Genomic DNA, 5,338 nt, shown 5'->3' on the forward strand with positions numbered 1-5,338 from the left:
GTAGCCGCAGGTGCGAAAACCCGCCCTTTGCCTTGCGCAGAATTTCCGACAGGCCGTTTGGCTTTTGTGGCCGCTTTGGCATGTCCCGGTGCACTTGCTGCAACATATCCATGGATGCCGTTTCTCGTGACACCCGCTTTTCCGGTACCTCGTGTTTCATCTCCGTTCCTCCTACGATCGCGAACCCCAGGTCATGGCTCTGCGAGCGTTGTTGTGATTCCGACCTTTAGACCACGGTAATATGATTTTCGACGACCCTGACGCCCGGCGCAGACCAGGCTGCACGTGCCGCCGCCCTTCGTTCCGTCCAGGCGTTCACACGACCTTCCAGCTTTACCGTGCCGCCAGTCACGCTTACAGTTACGGCTTGGGCTTCCAGCGCCGCATCACGCTTGAAAGCGGCCTCTATTCGCTTCTTGATGTCGACAGGCGTTACCGCTGGAACGATTTTAATATTGTTGGAAACCCCAATGACGCCGGGCATACGCCAGATGGCACTTTCCGCAGCGTCTTTCTGATATTGCCATTCGACATTGCCGGTCAGTTGCACCCACCCTTGTCTGACTTCCACTTGCACCGTGTTCTCGGGAACTACGACGTTCCAACTCAGCATATTGACCGTTCGCCGGGCAATTTCTTCATCCGTAACCGCATGGGCTCCTGCGGGCACGACTTCGATTTCCTGAACGACCGCATTTACTCCCTTCACCCGCAGTACCGCATCGCGCAGCGACATTCGTTGAGCAAAGGAGGCAACGTTTCCGGTTAGTGTGACGATCCCGTCTTTGACAGCGACACCCACATTCACGGCATCAATGCTTGGCTCGTATTCTAGTTCATCAAAGATGTCTTGTCTTAATGAGCTGTCCGACATCAAGTTCTCCTTACTTGATAGCAAAATCTCCAATTGGGTTTTATGCCATCAATATTGGAGGCGATCATTGATCCAGCTCAATGCAGGCGTGCGTTGCGGTATTAAATTGGACTGTCTTGCGTAAAAAGGAAGCCTTCATGCAAAGACAGCATTGGCAGAATGGGTTGGAAGCGATGCTTGGCGTCTGGCTTGTCGCGTCGCCATGGATGCTGAGATACAGCAGCCCGGACACAGTTGGACTCGATATCGCCTCGTGGCACTTTATCATTGTCGGCGTAGTCCTGCTTGGTTTCATAGCTTTGTGTCCCTATGAGCGTGGCGGGAATGGATGCCGTTGCTGCATGGTTGATTGCTTCCCCCTGGATTCTTCAATCCGCAGCCATGCCAGCAGCGAGATGGAACGCGATCATTTGCGGTCTCATCATCATTGCCATTGGGTGGATCGTTGTTTCCGAGCGATGGACGCGAGGCAGCATTTCCTAGATGCCAAGGTTGCGGATTGGATACATCGGCCTCATTGACCTTGTTTCAAGGCTCCAACCGTTTCACGTGTCGCGTTCGGCACGGCGAGAATGATCTTTCGGAGCCTGCGGCGTTGCAAGAGATTCTCGTCGCCTCAGTGGCGGAAAATCTTCAGGCGCAATCGTTTCTCTTGCGATGAGCAATTTGGCCCCAGCCTCTAAATCGCGCCGGTGTTCGTTGAGTATATCCTTGGCCGATACAAACGCCTCATTGATCATTGACCGAACGGCCAGATCCACTTCTCGCGACGTCTCGTCGGAGTAGTCTTTCTGTCGGCCAAAGTTTTGACCTTCTGGAAGCCACTGCAAATTGCGATGTTCAAGCACGGCCTGACCAACGGCGCTGCTCATGCCGAACTGCGTCACGCATTGACGCGCGATGTCAGTGACTTTGGCGAGGTCATCTGCCGCTCCCGTCGAAATCTCCTCGAAGATCAGATCTTCCGCGGCGCGCCCGCCCAAAAGGACCACCATGCGTTCGCGTAATTCGTTTGCCGTGATCAGGAAACGATCCTCTGTCGGTCGTTGCATTGTGTACCCAAGCGCTCCGATGGACCGCGGAATGATCGATACTTTTTGTACAGGATCGGCCCCCGGCAAGATCGTGGCAATCAATGCGTGCCCCATCTCATGGTATGCTACCCGCTCGCGCTCCTGCGGTTTCAACAATCGACTTCTTCGCTCGGAGCCGGCGACAATGCGTTCAACTGCGTTGGTGAAGTCAGTCATGCTTACCATCTCGGCTTTACGCCGCGTTGCAACGATGGCTGCTTCGTTGACAAGATTTGCAAGATCCGCCCCTGTAAAACCCGGGGTCATGGCTGCCACGTCTGCAGGAAGGACATCCGGGCCAATCGTGATCTTGCGCATGTAAATGGCGAGGATTTGTTCGCGGCCTTTACGATCTGGCCTGTCGAGAATTACTTGCCTGTCAAAACGCCCTGCCCTCAGCAACGCCGGATCGAGGATTTCTGGCCTATTGGTGGCCGCAAGCAACACAATGCCCACGCTCGGGTCAAATCCATCCAATTCCGACAGCAGCTGATTGAGCGTCTGTTCCTTTTCATCGCCGCCGCCATAGCCGGCGAAGGGACTGCGTGCGCGGCCAAGCGCATCGAGTTCATCGATGAAGATAATGCACGGCACCGATTGGCGGGCCTGCTGGAACAAATCCCTCACCCGGGCAGCGCCCACGCCCACAAACATTTCGACGAATTCCGAGCCGGATATCGAAAAAAAGGGAACTCTGGCCTCGCCCGCAACCGCTCGTGCCATAAGGGTCTTTCCGGTCCCCGGTGGCCCCACTAACAAAATACCCTTTGGCACGCGTGCACCGAGACGGCCATATTTTTTCTGATCCTTCAGGAAGGCTACGATTTCTTTCAATTCCTCCTTGGCTTCGTCAACCCCTGCAACGTCGTCAAACGAGACGCCGGTCTGACGCTCCATGTAGACTTTTGCTTTTGATTTTCCGATACCGATCAAGCCACCCTGCCGATCAGCAAAGCCGCGAAACAGAAACGCCCAAACTCCAAACATAATCAGGAGAGGAAACACCCATGACAGGAGTGCCGTCAACGTCGTGCTATCGGTGCCACCCGAGACCTTTATTCCGGCACTGGAAAATTTCTCGGCCATGGCTGGATCGACGCGCTGCGTTACAAAAAACCGCTTGCCGTCCTGTGGCTCGTTAAACTCGCCCTGAATGGTCGTTTCCGTAACAGTCGCCGCTTTGATCTTTTGTTCAGAGACCAATCGATTGAGATCGCTGTAGGATACGTGCGCGACGGTCCGGTAGCCCGCCCAGAACTGGAGAGTCGCAATGATACTAAAGGTGATGACAATGTAACCGATGGTGTAGGCCAGTTTTCGGTCCATGATCGTTCTCGCTTCTGGTCGCGTCCGCCGTTGCAGGCAGAATATACACTCCTTGCTGAAGCGTCCTTGATGCGCATCAAAGCGAGCTCATCACCAACAATGAAGTCTCGGCGATCATTTGCAATGACGCGGCATATTGATCCGGATCAATGCTGTGGGATCGAGATCTTGGTTTGATGAATTCATTGTCTGCGGTCGCGCCAAGCCTACTGGCAGGAAACCGGAAGGGCATCTGATCAGCGAGTAACGCGACGTCCGGACATTGGGCGAGTTGTCTTGAACGTTTCGAGCATGTCTCCAAGCGTGAGCGGCAACAAGTCCCCTGCAACCTTAGATAAAGGAGAAAGAATATGGCCGATAAAATGACCAAACTTCCCATCAAATCCGACAAGAAAACGAGTGTCACTTCAAGTTCGCCGCGATCAACATTCGAGAACTTGCGGCACGAAATCGACCGGATTTTCGATGACTTCAGTCCTTCCACTTGGCGGTTCCCGTTCGGACGGTCGATCTTCGGGGTTGAGGTTCCTCATCCAGCTGCGTGGCAGATAGCGCCAGCCACCGATATGGTCGAGAAAGACAAGGAATATGAGATTTCGGCAGAACTTCCAGGAATGGATGAAAAGGATATCGAGATCAAACTTTCAAACCATACGTTGTCCATCAAAGGCGAGAAAAGCGAAGAGAAGGAAGAGCGCGAAAAGGACTATTATCTTTCGGAACGGCGCTATGGATCGTTTCACCGCGTCTTCCAGCTACCCGAAGGGGTGGATGCGGACAAGATCGAGGCGAGCTTTTCCAAAGGCGTGCTCAAGCTAAAGCTGCCCAAGACCGCTCAGGCGCAGAAAACCAACAAGAAGATTGCCATCAAGGCAGCATGAACTGCTCCTACCCTCGCGCGGCGCTGACGTCGAGAGGTTCGTAAGGGAACACCCAGAATGAATCTTCGAATTTAGAAATGCGCCGTTGTCGTGCAGAGCGCTGTCTGGAGCCTTGGCCTCAGACGGCGCTTGCAACATTGGTCGATTTGGGCATGAGCGACGATAAGATCGCAAAATATCTCGCTGTCGATGAGGATTTCGTCAGGCGGTTGCGCGAACGGGAATCCGAATGATCTAGCATGACCTTCTGTCCGAAACTCGACGCGTGCTCCGTCCCTGACGGGTTGCGCCACTATGATACCTGCGGACTTCCGCAAGGAATAATTACCGCCGCTCCGCTCAAATGTCCGGACCGTAGATCCTCCAGCGCGATATTCGCCTCTTCCAACGAATAGCGCTGGTAGTTGTCCACACTCCGGCTTTGGCAGCAATTGGAAAGAAATCCCTGGCATCCTGACGCGTCAGGTTTGCGACGGAAAGGAGTTCGCGTTCGCCCCAGATTGTCGCATATGGCATGCTCGGAATTTCACTCATATGAATACCGCCACAAAACAACGCGGGCACCTTTGCGCACGGCTCGTAAGGCTTTTGGTACAAGATTGCCCATCGGAGCGAAAATGATGGCGGCGTCCAGTTCCTTGGGCGGTCTTTCCGCCGAGCCGCCCGTCCAGGCGGCACCGAGTTTCTTGGCAAGCTCTGCGCCTGCAAATCTCCTTTACGGGTAAACGCGTAGACTTCACGACCCTCCCACGTGCAGATCTGCGCGATGATGTGAGCTGCAGCACCGAAACCATAAAGTCCGATTTTCCTGGCTTCGCCGGCCTTTGAGCGAACGCCAACTGATCAAGCCGGCACATAAAAGCGGTGCCAGAGAAACTGGATCTGCAGTCGGATCAAGTTCGAACGAAAAATGTCGTCGGCAATCACGTGCGTCGCGAACCCGCCATCACGGGTGTACCCAAGTGAATATAGGGTCGTCGCAAAGGTTTTCAGCCCCGTTCCTGCAATAATCGCATCGCCCGCACGTGTGTCCGAGCCACGGAACGCCGACACGTTGCCGGAGACGCGTTGCAATAACACACTCTCCGACGTCAACGACTTTGCCGACGATTTCATGTCCGGGGATAAGCGGCAACTGTGCATCCTTGAGATCGCCGTCGACGACATGAAGGTCTGTGCGGCAC

Annotated in this window: 3 protein-coding genes and 1 pseudogene; 1 reads left to right on the top strand and 3 read right to left on the bottom strand. The window is 54.3% G+C overall.

Translation table 11 applies throughout. The features are described from left to right. Positions 1–226: 226 nt before the first annotated feature. Positions 227–874 carry a BON domain-containing protein gene (locus tag AAAC48_RS24130; RefSeq protein ID WP_340656621.1) on the bottom strand — a complete coding sequence of 216 codons (648 nt, stop codon included), beginning with the start codon at positions 872–874 and terminating at the stop codon, positions 227–229. Positions 875–1,419: 545 nt separating this feature from the next. After that, entirely contained in the window at positions 1,420–3,273 is a 1,854-nt protein-coding gene (gene ftsH, locus AAAC48_RS24135; RefSeq protein WP_340656622.1) for an ATP-dependent zinc metalloprotease FtsH, read from the bottom strand. Positions 3,274–3,623: 350 nt separating this feature from the next. Here ftsH and AAAC48_RS24140 point away from each other — a divergent pair, with 350 nt between their 5' ends. Next, complete coding sequence (locus tag AAAC48_RS24140; protein WP_340656623.1) at positions 3,624–4,154, top strand: Hsp20/alpha crystallin family protein; 531 nt, start codon at positions 3,624–3,626, stop codon at positions 4,152–4,154. Between the two features lie 292 nt (positions 4,155–4,446). Here the strand turns inward: AAAC48_RS24140 and AAAC48_RS24145 are convergent. Beyond that, a pseudogene (locus AAAC48_RS24145) lies at positions 4,447–5,338 on the bottom strand (zinc-binding alcohol dehydrogenase family protein); the annotation flags it as partial.

It is taken from the genome of Phyllobacterium sp., assembly GCF_037994405.1.
GTDB lineage: Bacteria > Pseudomonadota > Alphaproteobacteria > Rhizobiales > Rhizobiaceae > Phyllobacterium.